The sequence below is a fragment of the Niallia laureatilytica genome, assembly GCF_046613985.1.
In the GTDB taxonomy this organism is placed as follows: domain Bacteria; phylum Bacillota; class Bacilli; order Bacillales; family Cytobacillaceae; genus Niallia.
The window spans coordinates 1-22,835 of record NZ_JBKKHP010000002.1; the positions used below are offsets into that span (position 1 = coordinate 1).

12 protein-coding genes and 9 tRNA genes are annotated in these 22,835 nt (G+C 40.0%); 18 read left to right on the top strand and 3 right to left on the bottom strand.

Translation table 11 applies throughout. From position 1 onward, the window contains the following. Positions 1-18: 18 nt before the first annotated feature. The 15 genes from ACLIJJ_RS05210 (at position 19) to ACLIJJ_RS05280 (ending at position 10,106) form a co-directional block, all read left to right on the top strand. Positions 19-94: transfer RNA gene (locus ACLIJJ_RS05210), tRNA-Phe, on the top strand. A gap of 8 nt (positions 95-102) precedes the next feature. Next, positions 103-186: transfer RNA gene (locus ACLIJJ_RS05215), tRNA-Tyr, on the top strand. Positions 187-195: 9 nt separating this feature from the next. Beyond that, positions 196-269, top strand: a tRNA-Trp gene (locus ACLIJJ_RS05220). 13 nt (positions 270-282) lie between these two features. Continuing rightward, positions 283-358: transfer RNA gene (locus ACLIJJ_RS05225), tRNA-His, on the top strand. Positions 359-402: 44 nt separating this feature from the next. Continuing rightward, a tRNA-Gln gene (locus ACLIJJ_RS05230) sits at positions 403-477 on the top strand. Between the two features lie 4 nt (positions 478-481). After that, a tRNA-Gly gene (locus ACLIJJ_RS05235) sits at positions 482-556 on the top strand. A 10-nt stretch (positions 557-566) separates the two neighbouring features. After that, positions 567-640: transfer RNA gene (locus ACLIJJ_RS05240), tRNA-Cys, on the top strand. A gap of 12 nt (positions 641-652) precedes the next feature. Beyond that, a tRNA-Leu gene (locus ACLIJJ_RS05245) sits at positions 653-733 on the top strand. 595 nt (positions 734-1,328) lie between these two features. Next, positions 1,329-2,186: a type II toxin-antitoxin system SpoIISA family toxin gene (locus tag ACLIJJ_RS05250; protein WP_233319443.1), complete on the top strand. Its 858-nt coding sequence runs from the start codon at positions 1,329-1,331 to the stop codon at positions 2,184-2,186. Between the two features lie 79 nt (positions 2,187-2,265). After that, on the top strand, positions 2,266-2,487 hold the full coding sequence (locus ACLIJJ_RS05255; protein ID WP_251645037.1) for a hypothetical protein: 222 nt from the start codon (positions 2,266-2,268) through the stop codon (positions 2,485-2,487). Between the two features lie 64 nt (positions 2,488-2,551). Next, entirely contained in the window at positions 2,552-2,704 is a 153-nt protein-coding gene (locus ACLIJJ_RS05260) for a hypothetical protein (RefSeq protein WP_233319440.1), read from the top strand. A gap of 341 nt (positions 2,705-3,045) precedes the next feature. Then, positions 3,046-6,828 carry a SpaA isopeptide-forming pilin-related protein gene (locus tag ACLIJJ_RS05265; RefSeq protein ID WP_411410636.1) on the top strand — a complete coding sequence of 1,261 codons (3,783 nt, stop codon included), beginning with the start codon at positions 3,046-3,048 and terminating at the stop codon, positions 6,826-6,828. Between the two features lie 60 nt (positions 6,829-6,888). Next, on the top strand, positions 6,889-8,379 hold the full coding sequence (locus ACLIJJ_RS05270) for a SpaH/EbpB family LPXTG-anchored major pilin (RefSeq protein WP_411410637.1): 1,491 nt from the start codon (positions 6,889-6,891) through the stop codon (positions 8,377-8,379). 60 nt (positions 8,380-8,439) lie between these two features. Beyond that, positions 8,440-9,270 (top strand): class C sortase, encoded by an 831-nt coding sequence (locus tag ACLIJJ_RS05275; protein WP_233319433.1) that lies wholly within the window; start codon positions 8,440-8,442, stop codon positions 9,268-9,270. Next, positions 9,267-10,106 (top strand): class C sortase, encoded by an 840-nt coding sequence (locus ACLIJJ_RS05280; protein ID WP_233319432.1) that lies wholly within the window; start codon positions 9,267-9,269, stop codon positions 10,104-10,106. Before ACLIJJ_RS05275 ends, ACLIJJ_RS05280 begins: the two co-directional genes overlap by 4 nt. A gap of 14 nt (positions 10,107-10,120) precedes the next feature. Here ACLIJJ_RS05280 and ACLIJJ_RS05285 read toward each other — a convergent pair whose 3' ends face one another. Beyond that, positions 10,121-12,319: a choice-of-anchor I family protein gene (locus ACLIJJ_RS05285; RefSeq protein WP_411410638.1), complete on the bottom strand. Its 2,199-nt coding sequence runs from the start codon at positions 12,317-12,319 to the stop codon at positions 10,121-10,123. 292 nt (positions 12,320-12,611) lie between these two features. On the opposite strand from ACLIJJ_RS05285, the gene ACLIJJ_RS05290 reads away from it, so the two are divergent. Next, positions 12,612-18,866: a lamin tail domain-containing metallophosphoesterase family protein gene (locus ACLIJJ_RS05290; RefSeq protein ID WP_411410639.1), complete on the top strand. Its 6,255-nt coding sequence runs from the start codon at positions 12,612-12,614 to the stop codon at positions 18,864-18,866. A 33-nt stretch (positions 18,867-18,899) separates the two neighbouring features. Here ACLIJJ_RS05290 and ACLIJJ_RS05295 read toward each other — a convergent pair whose 3' ends face one another. Continuing rightward, positions 18,900-19,694 (bottom strand): formate/nitrite transporter family protein, encoded by a 795-nt coding sequence (locus ACLIJJ_RS05295; protein ID WP_233317389.1) that lies wholly within the window; start codon positions 19,692-19,694, stop codon positions 18,900-18,902. A 423-nt stretch (positions 19,695-20,117) separates the two neighbouring features. Here ACLIJJ_RS05295 and ACLIJJ_RS05300 point away from each other — a divergent pair, with 423 nt between their 5' ends. Further along, entirely contained in the window at positions 20,118-21,593 is a 1,476-nt protein-coding gene (locus tag ACLIJJ_RS05300; protein WP_411410640.1) for an MFS transporter, read from the top strand. Between the two features lie 234 nt (positions 21,594-21,827). Then, positions 21,828-21,901 (top strand) — tRNA-Gly (locus tag ACLIJJ_RS05305). Positions 21,902-22,100: 199 nt separating this feature from the next. On the opposite strand, the gene ACLIJJ_RS05310 is transcribed toward ACLIJJ_RS05305, so the two are convergent. After that, a complete protein-coding gene (locus tag ACLIJJ_RS05310) occupies positions 22,101-22,766 on the bottom strand; it encodes a B3/B4 domain-containing protein (RefSeq protein ID WP_237940739.1) in 666 nt (221 codons plus the stop codon). Positions 22,767-22,835: the final 69 nt, after the last annotated feature.

Genomic DNA, 22,835 nt, shown 5'->3' on the forward strand with positions numbered 1-22,835 from the left:
TTTCAAAAAAAGTATAAAGGCTCAGTAGCTCAGTCGGTAGAGCAAAGGACTGAAAATCCTTGTGTCGGCGGTTCGATTCCGTCCTGAGCCACCATTTATGTCGGAGGGGTAGCGAAGTGGCTAAACGCGGCGGACTGTAAATCCGCTCCTTCGGGTTCGGCGGTTCGAATCCGTCCCCCTCCACCATTTGAATACAGGGGTATAGTTTAAAGGTAGAACAGAGGTCTCCAAAACCTCCGGTGTGGGTTCGATTCCTACTACCCCTGCCAAATGAATAACATGGCGGATATGGCGAAGTGGTTAACGCATCGGATTGTGGCTCCGACACTCGTGGGTTCGATTCCCATTATTCGCCCCATATATATTTATAATAATTTTTGATAATCCTGAATATAATGTTATTGGGCTATAGCCAAGCGGTAAGGCAACGGACTTTGACTCCGTCACTCGTTGGTTCGAATCCAGCTAGCCCAGCCATTATGCGGAAGTAGTTCAGTGGTAGAACATCACCTTGCCAAGGTGGGGGTCGCGGGTTCGAACCCCGTCTTCCGCTCCATTATTGTCAAGGCGGCATAGCCAAGTGGTAAGGCCAAGGTCTGCAAAACCTTTATCACCGGTTCAAATCCGGTTGCCGCCTCCAAAAAATTATTACGCCGGTGTGGCGGAATTGGCAGACGCGCACGACTCAAAATCGTGTTCCTCTGGAGTGCCGGTTCGACCCCGGCCACCGGTATCAATTAAGTAAACCAGCTCCTAGTTTAATAGGATGCTGGTTTTTTTGTGTACATAAACAAGTAAACTAAATATACATACCTTCATAGAAAGAACGATCTTATTGTATATGACACTGAGCTTTCAGATTTTATTGCAAGAAAATGCAATGTCCTCAAGCTGACAAATCCAACTCCAATTTTTTCAGATCTTGTCCTTAAGATTATGTATAACACTTTGGAAAGGGTAAATGTCACGTCTCCAGAAATAAGAAAGCTGCATGTGGACGAATTGCAGAACAAGAAAAACTAAGCAGCAACTCATAAGAAAAAATTCTGTGTTTTGCTATCTTTAAACCTCTTTTTCGAATGTATCTACAGTCTGACAGAGAACACATTATTCCCTAATTTTTGTGTAATAAAGAATTCAGAAGATAATCTAGCAAATATGTCCTATTTTTGGTGTTTTTGGTTATAAAGGGCAGTTTTGGTTCCAAATAAATCCAGATATTTGGTAGAATTACTATAACACTATAAAGTTATTAATAACCTATACCGCTAGAGCACTATACTTGTCCAGTCTTCAATCACTGCTCAAAAGAGGGGAAGGAAACAGGGATGATGATTAGAAAAGATTCACAGAAGCAGATAATCAAGATTGCATTTCCGCTTGTTGTTTTCGCCCTTATAGTGTTGATGAAAAATTATTGGGGCAATGAGGCTGTTGCTTTTTTGCAAGGGAATAAATGGAGTTTATTAATTGGATTTACGGCTACTATGTTATATATTAGCTGGGCGTTTCCGATTTTTTTCCGAGAGTACAAGCAGAACTTGAGACGGACATGGTATTTTTTATTCATTGTTGGCATGATATTGCTGCTGATGGATATGGGATTTAAGGAGAGCGAATGGAGGAGCTACGCATTAATGGCTCTTATGTTTGTTTTTGTAGACTTGGCAATATTTATCACACCGAATATAAAACGAATCGGGGTAGCAGAAGTAGAAAGCATCAATGAAGTAGAAAGTATTAATGATGAAATGAAAAAGGTAATCATTCAGACGAAAAGCAGGAGTAAGCAGTTCACAACCATTTTAGACAGTATTGCCACCTATTCGTTTGGAACGCAGGATTGGACTGACATAGAAGACTATCGTATAAGCCTTGAGGACTTCCTGTATGCTTATGGCGAAGTATGCAGACAGGATATTACCGTTTTCTGCAAGGAGGATGATATCATCTTTTCTGCTGAAGTCGGGACCACTCTCGGGATAGAACTGGAGGAAGATCAGCTGAATCGCTTAAATGAAGAGACAATTGTGCAATTAGACAATAAAACGGTACTTATTCCTTTCACGAAATTAATCCATCCTGTCGTTATTTCTGTTGAATCGGAAAAGGAGCCCTTGCTGCAAATTGATTTTGACTATATCATTGACCTTGCAGTAATTCACTCCTGGTACAAAGAGCATTAAAAACGGGCGCTCTTATAGGTGGAAGATTCATGAATATAATGATAAAATGGAAGTATAAACAAGGAAAGGAACAGATATCATGGAGGACAAAGATTACTCGATGCCTGCAGTCAGAGAAGCTGGTCGGATAAGAAAGAAAAACCAATCACCTCTTATTGTTAAAAAATCAACATCATCTCTTCCACATGTTCCTACAGCATTATATACAAGGGAATTGTTCGAAAAGAGTGATGAAGTGGTCAATCACTTAAAATACAACAAGACTGCCAGAGGAACAAATATAATCCATCTGCATGATTAAGAAACACATATTTTGCCTATACAGTAAATATACTAAGCTTATGATAATAACAGCGTGGGGGAATATGATGACATCAAAGAAAAGAAAAAGTCCCTTTTTACTGGAAAAGCCAAGCGGAAAGCTGCCGAAAGGCGATCTTGAGCAGGATGTCTTATTGGAGCTTAATGCCGAGCTGAAATACAAATTACGACAACTAAAGATGAAAATACTTGATTAACATATAAATATCACAAGAAATAACAGCTTGACCTCAACAGGTTAAGCTGTTTTTTTGTATGTTAAAATTTCACTTCCTATTTTTGTCACAAAATATACAAGATTTTTGATCCCCCAAGTATCTATTTTTAATTAATTACATACTCACCTTGATTTTCCTTTATCTTCCTATTTTGAGATGGATAAAGACTATTATAATCAGCATTCTTCTATTACTATTCCAAAATAGAAACTGACCGTTCCACGAAAGAAACACATTAACTGAATAGCTCCTTTAAAATTTGCATGTATCTGTTATTTTTTTTGTGAACTTCTCCCTTTCATTAAAGCAAGGAGGCAGAAATGAAAAGAGCAATAATTTCAAATAAGTTATTTTCGCTGCTATTGATAATTTCGCTAATCATTACAATGATTCCGATGGAGATATATGCAGTTGGAGATATAAATGCTAGCAATGACCCTGCAGGCGAACAGCTGGAGACTGAAGGAACTGAAAATGACTTGAATCAAAATTCAAATGAAGCAGAACCGGTAGAGACAGATACAGATAAGGAAGAAAGGGAGAAAGAGCCAGCCGTTAATGCTGGTGATAATGCAGACGACAAAGAGCTTGTAAAGGAAGGAGAGAAAAAGGAACAACAGCCTACGGCACAACAAGAGGATGACGAACCCGCCTCAGAGCAAGAAACAGCAAAAGAGGAAGCACCAGTAGAAGAAACACCAAAAGAAGAAACACCAAAAGAAGAAACATCTGCACCAACAAACCCAAAAAGCTATATGCAAAGGGCCGATAATGGAACAGATGCAGGTTCATTCGGGCTGATTTACCTTACGAAGTTCACCAAAGTGAATGCTGGTGGATTTGGCGGAATGGCATTGGACTATGACAAAAACATCTGGACATGGGGATGGAATTATTTCTTCCAACTAGGCTTGAATATTTCTGATATGTTCAAGAGTGTGGGCGGAATGACAAAAATCACTGAGTTCATGAAGAATGGAAAGATAATAACCGATGTGAAATTCGATGATACGCTCTCCAATTGGCATACTCGTATTGCTTTATCCACTACAGGTGATGTGTACGTATGGGGATTGGGTGCAGCCGGGGAGATGGGAAATGGACAAGTAGGTATAGGGGTATCTATTCCTACTGCTGTAGAAAACCTGCCTAAAATTAAAACAATCTTTACTAATGCAGGCGTACATGCAACAACAATATTTGCAATAGCTGAAAATAATGAGCTGTGGTGCTGGGGTACAAATAAATATGGCCAATTGGGGATTGGCGACGCAGCGGAGATGCAGCCAACTCCTGTAAAGGTTCAGTTGCCTAGCGACATGGGGTCAATTGTCAAAATTATCGGAGGTGATGGTCAAACCCAAATATTGGATGATAAAGGCGACATTTATATGGCCGGTTGGAAATACGGAGGTAGACAAGGAGACGGCAGCGAGTACACAGAAAAAGATAAAGAGAATTCCCCACAAGTAAACATATTCACAAAGCTCGAAAAACCAGCTGGCATGGGTAAGATAACAGATATATCCTCAGCTGTTGGACTGAATACAGCTTTGGATGAAAATCACAAAGTATGGCAATGGGGTATGTTTGATTACAGTCGAGAAGATAATACTATCATACAAAAAATAATAAGTTTTCGTCCGGTAATTCTTGAAATTGATGAAGGAGAAGCTGGTTATACCCCTATTCCCCAATCGTTATCATCAGGTGACCTAGTTCATTTTTTTATTGATCAGTATGGAAAAACATGGGCATGGGGTTACAACTACTTTTATGGATTTGGAAAGGAAGGGAGCTCACTGACTTCAGAGGACGATCTTACAAAAGTGGCTCAGCAATGGCCGAAGCAAATTGGAGATGGCGATACACAGCTGTATGATTCAGATCCTAAGCTGCCAGTCTATCTTACTGGGGACAGTCAAACAGGTATTGCAGCAAATGATTATTTTGGGTATTCCATTCCTGATAGTATAAACCATCCTACCATTTATGATGAAAAATATATGCTTAAAGATTCTAAAGGCAATGTATTGGACAAAGATGGGATTACTAAAATTGCTTATCAGGCGGAAACAGAAGGAAGCTGGTTGAAAGGCTTTTATTATAAGCTGGACAGAAATGGAGACAAAACTACAGAGATTGGCACGCCGGTAGTCGATCCAGTGGAAAAACCATGGATTGACACAGCGTTTAAGGAAGTTCCTTATGTGCAGCAAATCGCCTCCTTTTTATCGCAATATATGATACTGGATCGAGATGGAAATATATTTACTTGGGGATCGAATGAAGGCAGGGGGATAATTTCTTGGGGTTCTGATTACAATCCCAAGTATGACAGAGGTGGCAGTGTAGAGGAAGTGCTTTATGAAGAAGCGGTACATGAAGTCATGTATATGCGCGGCCAGCCGAGAATGGGAATAGCAACTGTAAAACCATCTAAACCAGCTAAAAAGGTTTATAAGGAAGCAGGAGAAACCAATGTAGATACGGCAAAAATCACAGTTGATATACCGGCGTCATCCTTTAATGAGGAGCTGCCGTCATATGTTACTAACTCGATTACGAGCATCAAATATATCGTTGTTCCATATGAGAGGAATATGGATATGGATGATGAATTCAGTCCTGAAGAATTCAAGGAGCTGTATGCAGACAGCGAATTTGAAAAGGGAGAGTTACTTGAAGAACCGGTCTTAGCTGAGACGGAAGATACATCGAAGACTTTTGAATTGGAAATCACAGATAACAGCATGATCTATTTTCTTATCGAGGATGAGCGTTATCGAGTGACACGGGAAGACGGGTCGACACAACATCATATGACTACCTATATTCCAGCAACATATATTGCTGACAATATTTATACGAAAACAGTGCTGAAACATGTTGGATTGGGAACTGAAGATGGACAAGAGGATATCCAAGTTTATAATGCAACAGACGACCATGTCAGAAACGTTACGAACGATGAGGAGTTTTATGGTCTTCCCTTAGGTAAGGACGGTTATGTAATCGGCACAGATGAAGCTGGCAATACGATTGAATCAGAGAAGCCAACTTTTGGGTATGACAAAGTCAGGATTAAGAGTTATGAAGCCGCTGGCAATGAAGGCATCCCTGAAGGAGTTATGCCATACTGGACATTTATAAATCAGAATCAGGAAGCGGAATATACATTAAATCACCTGAAATACTTAAGCGCTGATGATAAATTTTTCATCCATGATTTTTATTATGAGAAGAATCTTGACTACTGGCCGGCAGTCAGCGGCAAGAAGGTTTGGGATGATGATAATGTTCCAGCCTTACGGCCTGAGAGTCTGCAATTGAAGCTGTATAGATATAAACGGGATATCAGTTTAAATGCTGACGGAACATTTACTGGCACTGGTGAACTTATGGAAGAATCAAAAGAATTGGTGGATGAATTGACCGTAGAGGAAAATGATAACGGCGAATGGCTATTTGACTTTGGCAGACATCAAGGCTTTCAATACGGCTATCGGGTCGAGGAGGATTATAACGGGCCTTATCAGCTAATGGGTATTGAATATCAAAATCTAGGTCCAAAAGAAGATCCAATTCAGGATTTGACTAATATTCTTATCACAAACGAGCTTGGCCAGTTTAGTACGATGAAGCTTCAAAAAACAGATGAAGAAGGCAGTTTAATAAAGGATGGCAATGCTGTATTTGAATTAAAAGCAGCCGGTGATGGGATAATTTTAGATGAAAATCAAGAGCTTGCTGACAGCTTAACACTGGAGACTGATAATGGAGTTATTCTCTTCCCGAAACAAGCTCCCGGCACTTACAGACTGAGGGAAACAGAATCTCCAGATGGGTTCAGGCTGCTTCAAGGAGAAATTACGATAGTGATAGATTCAGAGGGAAAGATGACAGCAGCATATGGTAACGAGACTATAGATGTGGTCAGTGAAACACAGCAGGACGGAAGTGTCATCTACTCCTATGATGTAATTAATTATCAAAAGGGCAGCTTGCCGTTAAGCGGAGGAATCGGAACAATCGCCTTCACGCTTGCAGGAGCACTGCTTATATTTGGTGCCATTTATTTTTCGCGAAGAAGAAGCACATAATCTCTTATACTAAAAAAAATCCTCGCGTAGTAAATTTATAAATTAACAGGAGGAATAAGAATGAAGAAAGTAATGAAGCTTATTTTCGCATCACTTATTATTACAGCATTAGGTTTAGGAGGCTTTACTGTTGATGCAGCGTCCACCATTGACCCGAATAAAACAGGTAGCATAACGGTTCATAAATTAAGCATGGGGGAAGAGTCAATAACGTTTCCGGGGACTGGGGTAGAAGGAGCGATTCCAGATGGAACAGAGCCGCTTCCTGGTGCAGAGTTTGAGATAGTTCAAACACATAAGCTAGATGAAGCTACAGGCAATATCGTAGCACTTGGGAATTCAGACACTTATACAGACACTCTTGTAACGAATAGTGAGGGGATTGTATTATTTGATGATCTGCCGCTGGGAAGGTATGAAATGAAAGAAATTTCGGCACCGCCTGGGCATGCAGCAGATACAACCACTTATCAAATCGACATTCCTTTAGTCGGTGAGGATGGAGATTTATTCTATCAAAATGGCGAACTTGTATATGATGTTCATATTTATCCAAAAAATGAACCATTTTCTGCAGATAAATCGCAAAGACCAGCTGGTGAAGGCGAGTACAGGGCACCGGAACAAAATAATCCAATGTCTATAGCTGTAGGTGACAGCATCGATTACAAAATTAATGCTAATGTACCTGCAGATATTGCTGGGAATGTTAAGGATGAGCAAGGAAATGACATTCGTAAATATAAGGAAGCATCTGTGATTGATATACTAGATTCGCGTTTGACATATGCAGAGAATACAGGAGTGCTTTCCATCATTAGAGATGGTGAAGCTATCGATCTGGTGCAAGGAAACGATTATTCTATTGTTTTTGACTCTGGTTCAAACACTTTAAAGGCAGTAATGAATGCTAATGGAATGCTGAAGTTAGCAGCAGGAGATCAATTGGAATTTAGCTTTTCCGTAAAGGTTAATGAACAGGCCATAGATGATATAAGGCCAATTGAAAACAAAGGTAATATTGTATTAACAATCCATGATGGAACAGAAAACACAGTAGATACAAATGGAGTATACACAGAAACACAAGAAGGCTCTATTGAGTTAAACAAAGTCGATTCTTTAAAGAAGGAACCTCTAGCTGGAGCCAAGTTTCAATTATATAAAGCACTTGGTGAAGATGAACAAGCTCCTGATGAGGCAATTACAATTGACGGCATAGTGGCGGTGCCATTAAGTGCTGAGCAAACAACAGATGGAAACGGAAAAATTAATTGGCGACAGCTTTCAATCGGCACATATTTTATTGTCGAAACAGAAGCACCGTCAGGCTATAACAACCTAACTGAACCAATTAAGGTAAAAGTAGAAAGAGAAAGTTCTGCTACTTCTGAATTAGAGCTTCACCCAACCCTGCAAGTAGAGAACGTCAAAAAAGGCATTATCCCGCAAACCGGCGGAATCGGGACAATCATTTTCACAGTCATTGGATTGGTACTTATGATTGGCGCAGCATTCCTTCTGAAAAATAGAAAAGGCGATACAGCTTAAAAGTTAAAAGAAGAATGTGGGAGCTGATTCTCTTGCATTCTTCTTTTTAGGAGGTGCAGCATGAGAAGAAAGCTCCTTGTAGCAATCATATTTTTAATCGGTGTGGGAGTTTTTACTTTTCCCCTTATTTCTAATTGGTATAATAACAGGCTTCAATACAATATGATTGAAGGCTATGAGGATAAGGTGGGCGGGTTATCTGACAAAATAAAAGAAAAACGCCTGCAAGATGCAGAGGCATTTAATAACAGATTAGCATCTGGAAGCATCGCTTATCTCGACCCATTTTCAGCAAGTTCCAAACAGAAGGAGGGAGGAGCTGTTAAGTATCCGGAAGGCTTTTTGGAAGGAGAAGTAATCGGCGCTGTTGAAATTCCGAAAATTTCTGTAAAGCTGCCGATTCTTTTAGGTGTGTCAGATAAGATACTGGCTAAAGGTGTCGGATATTTGCCGTCATCCTCTTTGCCTGTTGGCGGAAAAGGCGTTCATACTGTCTTAACTGGTCATCGAGGTTTGCCTACAGCTGAGCTGTTTCGCAATTTAGATAAGCTAAATAAGGGCGATGTCTTTTATGTGAAAAGCTTAGGAAGGACTTTAGCTTATAAAGTGGATCAAATAAAAGTTGTTGAACCGGAACAAGTGGAGGATCTTGCAATCATAAAAGACAAAGATTATACAACATTAATAACATGCGAGCCTTATATGATTAATACACATCGCATGCTTGTCAGAGGGCATAGAATACCATTCGTATCAGCAGATGAGGCAATGGATATCGAGTCATTTTTCATGCGCTATTTAGAGTATATTATCTCGCTGGCACTCATTTTATTGATCATTATCATTCTGATTATCAGGGACAGAAGAAAGGCAAAAAGGGATACGGAATGATGCTGAAAAAAATAATAGGAATGACAATATTTCTTGTTGGTTTATGTATTCTTTTATATCCGCAATGGATTATTTTCTATAACGACTTTAAACGTGATCGAGCAATAGCTTCCTATTATGAGCAAGCAGCAGTCAGCAAGTTTGCGGTGGAGAAGGAGTCTGCCAGTATATTAAATGCAGAGATGGAGAATTGGGGAGATGGGCAAATTGATCCGTTTGGTGAAGATAAAGCAGATCAACAAGGAGAAGCAGGAGATGAAATCATCGGTTATTTAGAACTGCCGAAAATCGGTGAGAATCTGCCGATTTATATGGGAGCGACAGATGATCATTTGAGCAAGGGAATTGGTATTATCCAAGGGACATCGTTGCCTTATGGCGGTGTTAATACCCATTCTGTATTAGCAGGCCATCGAGGCTATAAATATTCACGGTTTCTACGCAATATAGATGATATGGTAACAGGAGATATTTTCTTTGTTCATATATATGGAGAAAAACATGCTTATAAAGTTTATGAGAAAGAAACAATATTGCCGACGCAAACGGACAAGCTGGACTTAATTCCAGATAAGGATATTATAACACTATTAACATGCCATCCATACGGAAGCAGCACTTATCGCCTCTTAGTAAAAGGAGAACGCACAACGGTGGAAAAGGAAAAAATAAAGAAAGAAAACCAATATTTTGATAAAGCTGCTTTCTTTCAATACCGTCTGATGAACCGTGCAATAGTTGTGATTGGTACAATTATGATTGCGGCAATTTTTATCGCCTTTTTCAGGCTGATTTTTACCTCCATTAAAGAAAGGAAAAATCCCCCTTTGTCATAACAGGGGGATTGCGCTTATGCTAACTTTCGTTTTGCAATAAAGTAAAGAATTCCGCCGCCGGCAAGAATGATACCGCCATACAATAAGAAGCTGTAATTGCTTGTTGCTGTATCAGGCAGTGCATTGCCATCGTTGTTGTCGTCATTTCCAGCTACAGTCTCGACAACCTCTGTATTTTCAGACTCATTGCTGTTATTGTCACTGCTGTTCTCAGTGCTAGAGTTATCTTGATCGTTTTGTGAAGAGGTTTCTTCGTCAGGAATATTACTGCCAGTCTCAGTATCTGTGTCTGTATCTTGGTCAGCATCATTTTCATCATCAGCTACAACTGGTGCAGTAACTGTAATAACACTAGTTGCCTGGTGTTTTTTATCAGCCGTTTCTACAGTAATTGTCGCAGTTCCTGGCGCTACAGCTGTGGCTAGCCCTGTTTCATTTACTGTGGCAATATTTGCGTCAGAGCTTGTCCATGTTAATTCTTTACTCTCTGTTGTGTTTGCTGGTTTAACGGAAGCAGTAAGGGCTAAAGTTTTGCTAACTTCCAAGGTGGCTTCTGTTTCAGTTAGAGCAATCTCTTCAATCGGGATAACCTGTTCTGTTTGGTACTCGTTAACTGATACAGTACCACTTACCTCATTGCCGACAAGTACAAGAGGTCTGCCTGTAGGACTATCTGCTGCTTCAATAAACTCAAGTCCTTCTGGTGCCACATCTCCGGAAACAGCACTAGAGAAATCTCTCGTATTTAAATAGTTAGCAAAAGACGGGGAAGAAGGATTAGAGATATTATAGGTCATGTAACCGCCGATTCTTTCAAGTCCGATAAATGCATATAAATCATTACCGATCTGACCGACTTTAACATCTTCAGGCTCAGGTCCTTTTTTGGCACTTCTTTTCTCAAACACATTATCATCATTTGACCAGTTAAATACATCAGGATATTGGGCTGCTGTAATATCCTCAAAGTCGCTGCCGCTGTCGTATACTAGCTCCATCGTATCTGCTTTCCAAATGGAGAAGGAACGGCCGCCGAGTGTATATATTGCATCTGTGCCTCTGTCTGTTAGCACTTCTAACTTGTCATAGTCTCCTGAATCCTTCATATCCTGGAAGGCTGCTTCTGCTTCCTCTTTTGTAAAGCCTTTAAACAGGGAAGTATCCAAAGTAATGGAATCTTTTACTTTTTTGAAGTCTTCAATATTAACAAATTCTTCCCACTCTGTCGCGTCACCTTCATTTGCAGTAAGCAGATACTCTACACCGCCAATTTCTGTTTGTGCAATGGAGTCAGGCATATAAGCACCTAGAATCGGCAATTGTTTAATCTCAATTTTATCATTGCGGGCTGCATCCAAGCCATTTCCTTCTACGGAATGGTCTTTGTATCCTAGTGATTTAACAGATAGCACCTTGCCTGTTTTTACGTCGATGGATGCAACTGCGTTATTTTCTTGCAGAGTTACATAAGCTTTGCTGGCATCCTTATTCAAAGCAAGATATTCTGGCTCAAGATCATGGACTGCATCTGCTGTCGTTCCATTATTGCGGATATGTACATCTTGATCAATAACACTTGTATCGTTAAATTTTACTTGTTGTACTTCCTTTGTGTCGTAATTAACGATAGTGACAGAACCTTCTGGATCAACTCCGTTTTCAAGCCCTTGTCTTGGCTCTGCTTCGTCTGCAGTCAAGATGAAATTCCCATCATCTGAAATCTTAACCATATCAGGCTGTACACCAGCTTCAAATGTTTCCTGCACTTCTCCATCATAGTTCATGACAACGATTCGTCCATTTTTCGTATAATCCGCATCTTGAACGGCAGCAGCTATAATCTTTTTATCTGTGTTAATATCTATGCTTGTTAAATCTCCATATTGAAAGGAGTCTGAATTGACTACATCAGCAATGTTAATGGACTTTTCCTTTTGTAGGTTCTGTACTTCTGTGGAGTATAAACCTGACATGTTTACAACATCAATTGTCTGGGCTTTGCCATTAATAACATAAAATTTCTCATTATCTTTATTGTATTGGACGATTTCGGCAACGCCGCCATCCTCATCTGTAATGCCAGTACTGTAACTAGCAATTTTTTTCACGTCTAAGCTGCTGTCAGCAAGTGTGATGGATGGGTAGGCAGAAAACAACATTAAGCCTGTCAGTGATAATGTGGAAATTCCCTTTAATTTTTTTGATAGCTTCATTTTTCCTCTTGTTCCTCCTCTATATAATTGGGTCTAAAGATAGAATAGCTTTCTACTATGGTGTAAATATCTGAATTATGTAATTTTTTTGTTTTCATTTTGTAAATAGCGAATAACGCAGATGGGACATGGGGTTACTGCAGAAATTCGGTCAAAAGGAAAAACTCTGCTAACATTCCATTTACATATATCCCCTTTTCTTTACAATTATTCACAAATTGTTAAAAGCAGTTTAAAAACTTTTTATTATGATGGACGAGGGAAGGAAAATGAATAAGCAGAGGAGGCAAATATGATTAGTCGCAAGAGGGGAAAGACGAGTAAGAAATGGATGTTGCTTGTGCTCATGGTTGTGTTCTTTTTTTCTACTATTTTTACAAGCAGCCGCCCTGCAGTATCGTACGCAGCAGAACCTTTAGAACCTCAGCAAGCGCCATCATCACCTGATGAAGAATCAGAAAAAAGCACAGACAGCTCCAGTGAAACAATCGATAAGGAGCAAAATGAAGCACCTGCTAATTCAGAAGAAGAAATAACAGAAGAAAAGCCTTCAGAAGAAACGGAAACAAAAGCAGCAGAGGAGCCTGTTGTAAAACAAGAGGAAGAAACGAAAACAGAGACTCCAGCTGAAGAAGTAACAGAAAAGCCTGCTGCAGAAGAACCGAAGCAGGAGGATGTGGAACAGCCGCAAGCGGAAGCTTCTGAAGAAGATTTCAGTAAGTACCCCCAGCTGTTAATAACAGAAATTTCTCCTGATTCTAAAGGGACTGATTCCTATGAGTATGTGGAAGTGTACAATAATACGAATCAGACACTTAATCTCGGAAGCTATGCCTTTTACTATCAATTTACAGATGGCAGCCAAGGTGATAAACTTCTCAGTTTGCCTGACAAGACAATTGCCTCAGGAGAAACCCAAGTGATTTGGTTCAATAAAGATGATTTAAACATAAGTGATTTTAATAAGCATTTTCAAACAGCTTTAACAGAAAAGCAACTTCTTTCTTTTAAAGGTGATTTCACTGGATTTGCAAACGGTGGAAATCGTGCAGTTGCGATAAAGAGCCTTACAGGAACCGAAATCATTTCTGCGAACTACTTGCCTGGAGAAACTGACAATACCGGGTTAACAGTTGCATATCGTTATCCTGCTAGTGGTACAGTCATGGACAAGCTGAAAACGAAAGCTGCTCCAACACCTGGTACCTTATTGGAAGATCAAGTTCCAGCTAGTCAAGTGGAGATTAGTCCTCCAGCTGCTGATAATGAAGCTCCGCAAATTTCACATAGCGCAGTTAAAAGCAGCAAACAGGGTACAGCCATTAAAATTGCAGCAAATATCGCAGATAATATGAAAATTCCGTCGGCAACTCTTCATTATAAACAAGAAGGGGAAGACACTTATCAGTCTATGCTCATGAGCAAGGATGCCAGCAGCATCACCGGCTTTTCTGCCGTAATTCCAGAGGAAGCTGTCCAAGCCAATATTCATTATTACATAGAGGCGACAGATGGAACATCAACTGCCAAAACAGAGGAATATGTGATTGAAGTAGCTAAACAGGAAGATACATATAGCTCCATACCGCTTCTTCTAACTGAATTGGCACCGAACTCAAAAGGAAGCGGCACAGACTACTATGAATATATTGAACTTTATAACAATACAAACCAGCCAGTATCATTGAAGAACTACTCATTTGCCTACCGCTACACAGATGGCAGCAGGAAAGATGTTAGTTTTAAAGTGCCTGATGCAGTTATTAAACCGCAATCAACGGTTGTGCTTTGGTTCAATAATGGTGATAAAGCCTTGGCTGATTTTAACAGTCAGTACGGCACAAGTTTAACAGAAGAAAACCTGCTGTCCTTTACTCATTCTTTCCCAGGATTCGCAAATGGAGGTAATCGGGCGATCATTATCAAAGATCGTGGCGGAAATGAGCTTGTTTCTGCGTCCTATTTGGGAGATGAAACTAATAATGACGGCAAGGTAATCCAATACTTGTTCCCGAAAAGCGGAACGGAAATGGAAAAGCTTGAGGTTCTAGCAAGTCCTAACCCAGGCAGTTTGAAACAAGGCCAAGTGCCGACAAAACCAGTTGAGCTTGATCAGTCTGACGATTCGAATCCGCCAACTATCAGCCATGAGGCAGTCAGCAGCGGAGAAGCCTTCGCCGATATTTCTGTTGAAGCTGTTGTGAAGGATGATAAGTCAAAACCGTTTGTAACATTGTACTATAAGTCAGAATCACAGAATGAGTATCTTTCTTTATCTATGACAGAGGATACAAAGGAAGCTGGCAAGTATAAAGCAGTTATACCTGCTGAAGATGTAGATTCTAATATAACGTACTATATTGAAGCAAGTGATGGAGCAAACAGTGCGGAAACAGACAAATTTACCGTTGCGGTCAAAAAGGTTAGTACGGATTATTCGAAAGTACCAGAGCTGTTTGTGACAGAATTGGTGCCTGACAGCTCGAATGTTAATTCAGCAGATGGCTATGAATTTATTGAAGTCTATAACAATACGAATAAACCAGTAAACTTTAAAGATTATAAGATTCAATACCGATATGGAACAGATCCTGCAAGTGATGTTGTCTGGCCATCGGTTCCTGAGGATGTTGTTATTCCGGCGAAAGGGACATTGGTATTCTGGATCATTAATAATGCTAATGGAGATAAGACGGTTGCCGACTTTAACGCTAATTACGGGACTAATCTTATGGAAAACAAAGATATTGTCCGCATTCAGAGTGATGGAATGGCGAACAGTGATTTAAGGGGAATTGCCGTTGCAACAAATACACAAGAAGAGATTAGTGTAGCTTACTATAATGATGTTCTCGGTGTGGATGATACTGCCGCTAACAAGGGGATTTTGTATAAATATCCGCAGGACGGCTCCACAACTGCAATTAAGGTAAGCAGCGGTGAAAAGTTAGGAACTCCAGGAAGTGTGGAAGCAAGTCAAGTGCCTGGCAAGCCAGTTGCTGTGGAGGAAGATACAACACCGCCGACAATTGAAAATACGACAGCACTAACAGAAACAGGAATAGAGGATATTACAGTTTCCGCAAAAGCAAATGATAATAACGGGGTAAAAACAGTTGCTGTTTATTATCGGACAAATGGTGAACAGGAATATGAGCGCCTTCTGTTGAAAAAGGATGGCAATGATAATCTCTATACAACGAGCATTTATGCTGCCAACTTTATTGCTAAAGAGTATGTCGAGTATTATTTGACTGCATCCGATGGTGTGAATGAAGTGCAGACAGAAAAGCAGCAAATCAAGATTAATAACCCGGAAAATGCAGAAGAGCTTCGCCTTAATGTAAAGGATGGCAGCATTGTCAGCGGCAATGTTCTGCTGAAAGGAACGTCGAGTAATCATGACGCTGATAAAGTAAAGCTTTTTATTGATGGAAAAGAATTGTCAGCAGCAATGAACCCGTCACTTGAAACACAAGCCTATTTGGCTGTTGAAATAAGCGGTCTGAATATGTATTTCAAAAATGCAATCACGATGGGTGATGAAATTATCCAGCTGCTTGATAAGGATAATATGTCATATTGGAAGACGTTTACGATTCCGATTGATGCTGAAAAACTGAAGCAGGGAGTCAATGAAATCACAGTCCGTGCCGGAAATAAAGCATCGCCGTTCCAGCTCGAAGAAAGTGAAGAAAACAGGGATGATTATTCATTGCGTAATGTCAGACTTGTGCTTGCAGACGGAACTATTTTAAGAGACCCAGAGAAGAGTGATCCCAATAAGATTTATGATATGGGAGATGACGGAACGTATCGTCCTTTCGAGCATTTCCATTTTACACTTAATAGTGAGCAAACTAGCGCTGCTGCCTATAATTGGGACAGTAAAACAGTTGGTGATGGAAAGCACACGATAAGTGCGAAGGATGGACAAAATGAAAAGTCTGTTTCCATCTTGGTGGACAATACGGCACCTGCTATTGAAACAAACATGAAAAAGCAAGAATACAGAGGAGCCTTTACCATTAATGCCAGCGCAAGTGATGAAATTGCTGGAGTAGAATCGTTCCAGATGATGCTTGATGATGAAATAATCGAAGCTCCATATGAAACAGCGTCATCTAAGCTTTCTCCAGGAGAACATGTATTATCTGTTACGGCAGTAGATAAGGCAGGCAATATTGCCGAAAAACAAGTGACTTTTACAGTGAATGATGAAAATCCAACAAAGCCCGAGCTTGTATCACCTGCAGATAATGCAGAAACTGTAAAAGGCAATCCACTTTTAAAAGTGAAGGTTGCAGATCCGACGAACGATAAGCTGGATGTTTCCTTTTATAAGGGCTTTAAATATTCAGCAAGTAGCAGCAATGTAAAAGCCTTTCAGCATGCGAGTGACACAGAGCCGCCAGCCGAGCAAAAGCCAGCAGGTGAGAAAGCACTGTCTGACAATGAAATTGCGTCCGTTTCAACGCTTGACGGAAAATATTTGACGACAGATTCTGATACACAATTCCCATATCATCGTTTTGATGTCGAGCTGGATTCATCAGTAGGCGAGGAAGATTTAGTGGAACTAGAGTGGAGCGGAAAATCGCTTGAAGGCCGAAAAGTATCTATGTATGCGTGGAGTTTTGTTGAAAACAAATGGAAAATGCTCACATATAAGATAGCTGGCAGTGCTGACTTTGAATTAAAAGCAAATGTAGCTGTCAAAGAGTTTGCGAAGGATTCCAAAATTAATGTTATTATTCAGGATGAAATCCCAAGCTCTCCAGATGAGTATGATTATACGTTTGTATGGATGTCAGACACACAATATTATGCGGAGAGCTACCCGTATATTTTCAAGCGCCAGACAGAGTGGATTGCTGAAATGAAGGACCAGCTGAAAATAAAGTATGTGTTCCATACTGGTGACCTTGTTGATGAAGCAGATAAAGAGCAGCAATGGAAATATGCCGATGAATATATGCAGGTGCTTGATGACAACGGCATTCCGTATGGTGTTTTGGCAGGAAATCATGATGTAGACCAGCTGTCGAATGACTATAACGAATATTATAAATGGTTCGGTGCAGACAGATTCAGCAGCAAGTCTTATTATGGAGATTCCTACAAAAACAACAGAGGACACTATGATTTAATTTCATCTGGCGGCAATGATTTTATCATGCTGTATATGGGCTGGGGCGTTGATGATGAGGATATTGCTTGGATGAATAACGTCCTTAAGCAATATCCAGATCGCAAAGCAATCCTTAACTTCCATGAATATTTACTTGTTTCTGGGAACAGAAGCCCGATTGGTGAAAAGCTGTATGAAGAGGTTGTAAAACCAAACAAAAATGTACTCGCAGTATTAAGCGGTCATTACCATGATTCAGAAACACTTATCAGTGAAGTGGACGATAATGGTGATGGAACAGCTGACAGAGAAGTGTACCAAATGCTTGGTGATTATCAAGGAGGTCCTGAAGGAGGTCAAGGTTATTTAAAACTACTTCACTTTGATCAGGACAATAACCGAATTATTGTTAACACATACTCACCATATTTAGATGATTATAATTTCTATGATCCAGCAGAATATCCAGGTAAAGATGAGCTTGTTATAAACATGGACCTGGAAGCAGAGAAAAAGCGGGTTGCAACTGATTATTTCGCTGTTAATGTTTATACGAATGACGAAATCGGCAAACAGGAAAATGTCGACAGCGGCAAAACGGCAGAAGTCGAGTGGGAAGGGCTTGAAGAAGGCAAGGAATACGCCTGGTATGCTGTTGCAGCAGATGATTATACAGGAAAAGCTGTATCAACTATTTGGACTTTCATAAAAGGTGCAAAAGAGGACGATACAGGAACTCCTGAGGAACCTTCTGATGGAGATAACGGAGAAACGCCAGGAGACACAGACCCGTCTGATGGAGATAACGGAGAAGCGCCAGGAGACACAGACCCGTCTGATGGAGATAACGGAGAAGCGCCAGGAGACACAGACCCATCTGATGGAGATACTGGAGAAACGCCAGGAGATACAGATCCATCTGATGGAGATACTGGAGAAGCGCCAGGAGACACAGACCCATCTGATGGAGATACTGGAGAAACGCCAGGAGATACAGATCCATCTGATGGGGATACTGGTGAAATACCAGGAGATACAGATCCATCTGATGGAGATAATGGTGAAACGCCAGGAGACAATTCATCTGACGGAGATGTTGATGAAACACCAGTAAATGCAGATCCATCACATGGAAATAATGGAGCAGCCCCGCCAGCTGCTAATCCGTCCAATAATAATAGCAACATTTCAGGAAGCACAACTACAAGTGGAAATGTCAAAACGGACACAGATAATCACAAAGGAAGCAATAGCCAGTATGTAAGATCAGCGAATGATAACAGCGATAATTCCTGGCTGCCAAATACAGCTACGTCGAATTATACTATTCTTTTGATAGGCGCAGCTTTAGCTGCAACAGGCATAGTTATTTATGCACACATTAGAAGAAGAGCTAAAATCGTTCAAAATCGTTAAGAAAGAAAGCAAGCCTCATAAGCAGGCTTGCTTTTATTTTTCTTCTATATCTTCATCCATAAATGGCTTATTCACATAATAGTACATCACGCCCATAAAACCGACACCTCCGATTAGATTGCCTAACGTAACAGGGATAATATTGCGTATAATCCCAGGCAAAGTAATGGCAGGGTTTTGGTCAAGTATTAATGAAATAGAGAAGGTTGCCATATTAGCAATACTGTGCTCATATCCAGAGATGAAGAAGCAAAAAACGAATAATATCATGGCGAATATTTTCGCAATATCCTCCTTTAAAGCCATTGGAATAAAGAAGGCGAGACAGACGAGCCAGTTACAAAGAATGCCGCGAAAGAACAGCTCGCTTATAGGTGCTTCAATTTTCGTCTGAGCTGCATGCAGTAGAAATTCATTGACCTCATGGGATTTGAATAAACCTGTCAAATAAATAAATACTGCGAAAAAGACAGCGCCGCATATATTGCCGGCATAACTTGTTCCCCACACTTTGAATACATCAAGCCAGGCGATTTTTTTCCGCAATGCAGCATACGTATAATAGAAGGTATTGCCTGTGAACAAGTCTCCTCCACCATATGCTATCAGGATGATAGCAGCCCCGAAAACGAGTGCTGCAGCAGGATATGCGAAGGGTGAGCCTTCTGCATAAAAGAAATTTCCAGTCTTAAAGGCAACAATTACACCAAAACCGATAAACATGCTTGCTACAACAGCACGCATAAAAAATCGAAACTTGCTTCGCTTAAATATTTTCCATTTCTTTAGTGCCAGTTTTTCCACTTGATAAAGAGATGCGCCTTCCATCGCTGATTCCTCCAAATATAATCTGTTGGTATAGTATTAACACTATAAGTACGTTTGATAAACATATTATGAATGGTGCATAGTTAATTTACAATAGATATTTGTGAAAAAAATCACAATATATAATACTGTTCAAAGAATGTTCAATTTTATAAGAATAATAGGTGATTTTCAGGAAATAGTAGTTAATTTTATTCATATAAATATACAAAAAGTATGCAAAAGTTTTCTGAAAATAAAATTAATTCAATATAGTCATTTAATTGGAATGGCCCAAAAAACCTTGATATAGTAATATTTATAACGGTTGGCACATTTTGTCGATATTTTCATGTTATATTTTCTTACAAGTGTATAGACTTTATATTTATTCATGCCTTACAATATAAGTAAAGATATTTTGAGTAGGGGAGTGAAGAGCTGATGGCTTCTGATTATCGAATTTCCATGCTAGTTATAGATCAGCCGGGAGTCCTGGCTCGTATATCCAATTTATTTGGAGCACATGAAGTTAATATAGAAAGTATTCAAACAAAAAAATACAAAGAGGCGACTAGAATCAGAATCGCGAGCAATGCGGAAGAGCATCAGGTTCAGAATCTGATTGTAGGTCTGCAAGGCTTGATGGACGTTGTGGATATCGACGCTTCTGAATTGCAGAGGTCTGCCTTCCAGCAAAGACTGCTTGAACGCACTAGCTCTATTCAAGTGATGCGTGAGCAGCGCATGCTGAGCAGGAAGGTTTCCTTCTGGCTTGTTGCTTGCTGTTTGTTCCTGACGCTCTTTGGCACAAATATTCCGGCTTCCCTTTATACACTCTATCGCCAAGAGTGGGGATTATCATCCGGAATGATAACTTTAGTGTTTGCCATTTATGCGTTTACGGTTATCCCAGCCATTATCGTGGCCGGACAGCTCTCTGATCAAATTGGGAGAAAAAAGGTCCTTATACCAGGAATACTGTTTTCCCTGATTGGAACTGCGTGCTTTACGGTTGCTAATGGACTAGGCATGCTTTTGATTGCAAGACTGTTTCAAGGCTTATCTGTCGGAATATTAAATGGTGTTGCGGTTGCGGCGTTAACTGAATTAGACGAAAAGAGAGATAAAAAGAAAACGGCCCTTATTTGTGCCCTTGCTGTAACGCTTGGAAATGCGATTGGCCCGATTCTGTCTGGATTGCTTGGCGACTTTGCGCCATATCCTTTGCGATTATCATACTATGTGCATTTACTGTTTATCCTGCCATGCTTTGCAGCTTTATTCTTTTTGAATGAAAATGCACGCCCTGGCCTGCAGCCGGTTAAGCTGAAAAAGCCTTATGTACCGAAATCAATAGTGAAGGCATTTATTTTGGCATCATTTACGTCATTTATCGCTTGGTCTATTATCAGCATGTTTATGAGCTTAATTCCTTCTAATCTATCAAGCTTCACACATGTGTCTTCGCTGACTGTTTCCGGCATTGTTGTTGCATTAGGCTTAATCGCAGCAGCAGTAAACCAAATACTGCTGAAACAATTCTCATTGCGGACGATGATTTCAGTCGGTTATATATTATTGGCGTTAGGCTTAATTTTATTAGTAATTACTATCGCCTCAAAATCGCTGACATTGCTTCTTATTTCTGCTGTGCTGATCGGCGGGGGGAACGGACCTGCCTATGCAGGAAGCCTTGCGTTAATTAATGAAAGATCGCCTGCAAAAATTAAAGGCAATATCGTCTCAACTTTTTTTGTCATCACGTATTTAGGTGTCAGCCTGCCTGTAATCGGATTAGGCTTTCTGTCCCAGCAGTTAGGTGTGGGCGGTGCTGTTAATTTGTATGTACTCATTATGGGAGTGCTGCTGTTGTTGACAGTTGCTTTCGGATTAAAAGAGAAAAAGAATATATTTTAGGAATGTAAAATGACCGAACAAAAAATGTCCGGTCTTTTTCTTTATTTCTGGTACTAATTAAAGAATATCTTCATACTATAGTAAAAAGTTAGTCCTGATGAGTTAAATATTACGCATGAATGTAATCTTCGTAAAAAAAATGTCGAAAAGTGGTTGATTTTTTAAAACTGCAGTTATATAATAAAAAACGTGTTAAAAATAAGTTGTCTTTTTGTAAAGCAGCTTGTTAAAAATGCGGGTGTAGTTTAATGGTAAAACCTCAGCCTTCCAAGCTGATGTCGTGGGTTCGATTCCCATCACCCGCTCCATACATAGTCACAACGCAGTGTTTCGTTTCAAAGAAGAACGAAGCATTGCGTTTTTTCATTTTGGGGAGCTTTTTATTTTCCTGTGGATAACTCTCTGATTTATTTTAACTGTGGATAACTTTTTGTTTTTACAGATAAACTTTATGGTTAAACTGCAAAAGAGGTATGCACAAGGACTTTCCTTGAACATACGCCTCTATTATTCTACAATTTTAAATTGTGCCTGCCCTCCGTGAACTTGGACAAACATATCCATTAAGGAAGCAACCATACGCTCGGCTGTTTCCTTCGGGGTGGAGGCTTGAAGATAAACGAACTGGACAGCGTCTTTTGTATCGAAAGTCACTGGAGCTCTGTTTGAATCGACAAACGGGCTGCCGAAGGGACCTGCATCATCTGCGCTGATAATTAAGTTATCAAGAGAATTGGCTCTGCCGTTTAGACCTGTATACTGTTCACTTTCTTTTCCAATTCTAAAGGTAATATCGCCGGATAGCTTCGATAGGTCATAAATGCCAATCGGCACTCCATATTGAAGGGAAAAGAAATTGTTTAAATCGATGCTGCTGTTGATAGGCTGCAAATAATTCTGTTTATGTACCCGTCTGAATAGTGCTTCAGCAGAATGTCGGTAGCGGTTCGGATCTTTCCCGGCAGTTTTAAAGATTTGGCGCCATTCCTGAACGGACGGAATATCCTGGACTTTTTTCTCTAACAGATCAAAGTAGATGGATTCTTGGAAAAGCTGCAAGCGGCCCTTTACCATTTGCGGTGATTCACCGACTTCAATCTGGTTATAGAAAATAGCGCCAATTTTGAAACCAGCTATGAGGGAAGAGAGTTCTCTGTCAATTGAAATATCCAATAATAAGTACCTCCAATAAATAAAGTCTATATGTTATGCTATTATTTTAGCGATAAATGAGTAAAAAAA